Source organism: Vreelandella sp. 2A-K22 (assembly GCF_054065485.1).
This window is the reverse complement of record NZ_JBSUGC010000034.1, coordinates 1-3117: the sequence shown is the minus strand read 5'-3', so window position 1 is coordinate 3117 and position 3117 is coordinate 1. Positions and strand designations below refer to the sequence as shown.

The 3117-nt window shown below is 47.7% G+C and carries 5 protein-coding genes; 4 read left to right on the top strand and 1 reads right to left on the bottom strand.

Going from position 1 to position 3117, the window contains the following annotated elements; translation table 11 throughout:
- Positions 1-326 precede the first annotated feature (326 nt).
- The 4 genes from stbA (at position 327) to ACW17M_RS23995 (ending at position 2353) form a co-directional block, all read left to right on the top strand.
- Positions 327-713, top strand: a complete 387-nt coding sequence (gene stbA, locus ACW17M_RS24010; protein ID WP_013279398.1) for a plasmid stabilization protein StbA — start codon at positions 327-329, stop codon at positions 711-713.
- A gap of 8 nt (positions 714-721) precedes the next feature.
- Positions 722-1438 (top strand): StbB family protein, encoded by a 717-nt coding sequence (stbB, locus tag ACW17M_RS24005; RefSeq protein WP_012561139.1) that lies wholly within the window; start codon positions 722-724, stop codon positions 1436-1438.
- Between the two features lies 1 nt (position 1439).
- Complete coding sequence (gene stbC, locus ACW17M_RS24000; protein WP_012561138.1) at positions 1440-1808, top strand: plasmid stabilization protein StbC; 369 nt, start codon at positions 1440-1442, stop codon at positions 1806-1808.
- Between the two features lie 200 nt (positions 1809-2008).
- Positions 2009-2353 (top strand): hypothetical protein, encoded by a 345-nt coding sequence (locus ACW17M_RS23995; RefSeq protein WP_012561137.1) that lies wholly within the window; start codon positions 2009-2011, stop codon positions 2351-2353.
- A 461-nt stretch (positions 2354-2814) separates the two neighbouring features.
- Here the strand turns inward: ACW17M_RS23995 and ccgAI are convergent, their stop codons facing one another.
- Positions 2815-2994 (bottom strand): protein CcgAI, encoded by a 180-nt coding sequence (gene ccgAI / locus ACW17M_RS23990; protein WP_012561134.1) that lies wholly within the window; start codon positions 2992-2994, stop codon positions 2815-2817.
- Positions 2995-3117: the final 123 nt, after the last annotated feature.

Genomic DNA, 3117 nt, shown 5'->3' with positions numbered 1-3117 from the left:
TTTGGTAGGAGCGATCTCCGTAGGTTAAGGGTCATTTGGCTAAAAAGCGTCCTATTCTTTGATGGTCATGCTTGCATGACCATCTGAGCAACCAAAAACTACAGATAAACTACAGATAAACTACAGATAAACTACAAAAAACGATTTACCTTAGCGTTGTCAGACTACTAATAGACTACAAGGAAACTACAAAGAAACTACAAAGAAACTACTAAAACCGTGGCAGACTACTAATAGACTACAAGAAAACTACAAATAAACTACAAAACTGGATTGACCCCTTCTTACGAGTGTTGTAGAGTCATCTTCATACAACGGAGGGGGTTATGAATAAACCAGCAGATCTGAAACCCCGCAACTTATCGGCTGCTGTCAGATTGCGCCTAAATGAAATCGAGAACTGGCTGGACAGAGGGCTAACGCGGCATGAAATTGCTGAAATCCTCGACAGCGAATACAGCTTTTCGGTAACAGCCAAAGGGCTTGAGATGGCACTGTATAGAACGCGGCAAAACCGAAAAAATGTATTGCACAATACACATGATAAGAGTAGCGCGAAGGGTGCAGCGGAAAGTGTATTGCACAATACACAACCGTCTGAGCCTGAAGCGCAGGAAAGTGAAAAAGCAGAGAGTCCCGGCATTATTGATAAAGAGTTCTTCAATAAAATCGGTGAGGATTTCAACCCTAAGAAGTTCAACAAAAAATTCTGAGGTGATTTATGAAAGTAGCGGTAATTAATTACAGTGGCAGTGTTGGTAAAACATTAATTTCATCTTACCTGTTAGCCCCGCGCCTGACTGGTGCAAAGTTCTATGCGGTAGAGACTATCAACCAGTCTGCTTCCGATCTGGGTATTGAAAATGTGACCAGTTTTAAAGGTGACGACTTCTCACGTTTGATTGAGGATATTGTTTTTGAAGATGCAGGCATTATTGATATTGGCGCGTCAAACGTTGAAGCGTTCCTGATGGCTATGTCTCGCTTTGACAGTGGCGCGAACGAATTTGATAAATATGTAATCCCGGTGACGCCGGATAATAAGGCGATTGATGAAAGCCTGAAAACGGCACACACGTTAAGTAAAGCGGGCGTGAGCAGCAAGAAAATTATCTTTGTTCCAAACCGTATTAGTCCAGACAGTGAAGTAGAAGATGTGCTGGCGCCGGTGTTTGAGTTTGTCAAAGAAACGAAGATTGGCAAAATAAGCAAGAAGGCTGTTATTTATAACAGTGAGGTTTTCGAATATCTGGCGTTTCACCGTATCTCATTCGAAGTATTGACCGCTGAAGATCCAGAAGAATTCAAATCCCGTGCAAAACAAACAACCGATGCTGACGAGCGCAAAAAACTGGCACGCCGTTATACATACATGAAACAGGCGATTCCGGTAAAAGCTAATCTCGATAAAGCATATGCGGCTTTAATGGGAGAATAAAATGGAAAAGCAGCCGGATAAATTAGAAGTTCTGATGGACTGGTTTTTAGGTGACGCGAAGGAAATCACCGCAACTCAGAAAGAAATGACGCAGAAACTTTCTGAGCTTTCGGAAAAGCTGGCAAAAGACACCGAAAGTTTAGGAGAGACGGCAGACTCTTTTAAACGGGCTTTAGTAGAAAACCAGCGTTCAATTAGCCTGGCAATTAGTGATGATGCTAAGGCGCGCGAGGAATTTCTAACTAAATTCCGCCGCGCGCAGGCGTCCAGTGCTGAGACGTTTACCCGTCAGATCCTTTTTATTACAGCTGGCTGCACCATCGTGGGCGCCGCAGTAGGCGCCGCGATAGCGATACTTTTACTGAGATAAAGCAAACCGGGCGTGTCCCGGTTTTTTTGTCAAGCGGAGCGCGGAGGCCGAAGGCCGGAGGCATTAGTGGCCGCCGCCCGCGTAAGCGGGGCGAGACGGGAACCGGCTCGAAGCGCAGCACGGCAGAACGGCCCCGCAGGGGCAATGCCCGTTTTAATTCATCGTGACAGTCGCGCGTGACCATCACGGGGAGAAAAATAATGAATGACCGACAGCGAGAACTGGCCCGTATACGCCAGGCCCGCCGCCGCGCGCGGCTCAAGGAAGAAGGCACAAGCGTGACAGTCACGCTAACAAAACAGGAAGAAGCAATGTTGCAGGAGCTGTGCCGGGTTCGCCGTCCTGGACGAACGCCTTATTCAACGAACGAATTTTTCCAGCTGCTGCTTATCCGCAACTGGCAGCAGTGGCAGGAGCAGAAGGCACAGCTGGGAAAATGCCAGGCTTGCGGAAAGCTGAAAGCGGAGGGGGGGTGCGAGGGTGAACGGAAAGGCGAAACCTTTAACTGCTGGCTTGCCGTCGAAGCCAATGAACTAAATTTGTAGTGTATTGTGCAATACACATTTACACAGAAACAAAAACCACCGGCAATTCCTGGAACCGGATACCTACGGCTATTCCTGGGTGAACGGTACTTTTTGCACCTGGGTGCGCTGAAAAAGCTGAATATGCAGGGTGACGTTCGCGTGCTGTTCTGCTTTGTAGACTGAATGCGCCAGCTATACGCCTGACTGCTTAAACCTGGTAAAGTTCTGCAACCGGCACTGACCGGAAAGCAAGGCAGGGAAGACCTAAGCCAGAAACCTTGACTGCTCCCCGCCCTTCAGGGCGGGGATTGCGGATCATGTTCTTCTCTTTCAGGGATTCAACGCAGACAAGAAAGGCTTTCAATTTCCTATACGTGAACGGCCGCGCAGCGGAAAGAAACAAGCCCGGTCAATCCGGGCTTGTTTCTTTAGGCGGCTCAGAAATCGCCTAAAGGCCCGGCTTGGCCGGGCAGTCAGTGCTATTTAGTTTGTTGCAGCAGCTGGCTTAATTTTGCCGCCAGTGCATACGTCGATTGGAAAGCGCCTTGCAGGCGCTGATTAGGCAGCTGGTTGAACGCTTCGAGGCAGGCGCGCAGCAATAATTCTTTCTGAGATTCGACTTCTTTTTTCAGTTGGGAAGGGGTGGTAACTGTAGTCATGCTTGCTCCTTAGTGAGCCGATATCGGCAATTTTTCGGGTGGCGGTGTTGCCTCCCGATGATTTAATTATCGGTGATTATGCCTTTAAAGTCAATACAAGTACGGAATTTATTTACCTGTTTT

Bases quoted from the DNA above. Each gene is read 5' to 3' on its own strand.
- ACW17M_RS23995 (WP_012561137.1), top strand. From the start codon at position 2,009: ATGAATGACCGACAGCGAGAACTGGCCCGTATACGCCAGGCCCGCCGC.
- stbB (WP_012561139.1), top strand. From the start codon at position 722: ATGAAAGTAGCGGTAATTAATTACAGTGGCAGTGTTGGTAAAACATTA.
- stbC (WP_012561138.1), top strand. From the start codon at position 1,440: ATGGAAAAGCAGCCGGATAAATTAGAAGTTCTGATGGACTGGTTTTTA.
- stbA (WP_013279398.1), top strand. From the start codon at position 327: ATGAATAAACCAGCAGATCTGAAACCCCGCAACTTATCGGCTGCTGTC.
- ccgAI (WP_012561134.1), bottom strand. From the start codon at position 2,994: ATGACTACAGTTACCACCCCTTCCCAACTGAAAAAAGAAGTCGAATCT.